This is a genomic window from Arthrobacter sp. SIMBA_036, assembly GCF_046535135.1.
Lineage (GTDB): Bacteria > Actinomycetota > Actinomycetes > Actinomycetales > Micrococcaceae > Arthrobacter.
In genome coordinates, this window is the sequence record NZ_JAWRXG010000284.1 from 1 (window position 1) to 259 (window position 259).

At 64.1% G+C, this 259-nt stretch carries 1 protein-coding gene; it reads right to left on the reverse strand.

Features of this window, described 5'->3' with window-relative positions:
* Positions 1-259: MYG1 family protein (locus SB659_RS19905; protein WP_410551666.1), on the reverse strand; the 259-nt coding region annotated here is incomplete at both ends.

Sequence of the window (259 nt, forward strand, 5' to 3'; positions counted from 1 at the left end):
GCGTGTTCCAGATCGGCGCCGCTCAGGCCCGCCCATTCCAGCGGCAGATCGGCCCGCAGTTCAAATCCTTCATCGCCTCGGCGAATGCCCGTGACGCACCAGTCATTGTCGCGCGGATGGACGACGAACAGCAGATGCTCGGCCTTGGCCTTCACGATCGCCGGGCGGAACGGCATGCCCATCGGCAGTTCCAGCACCTTGTTGTCACCTGCCGCAACGATCGCATCGAGAACCATGGTCTCGGCCCGCAGCTTGGCAT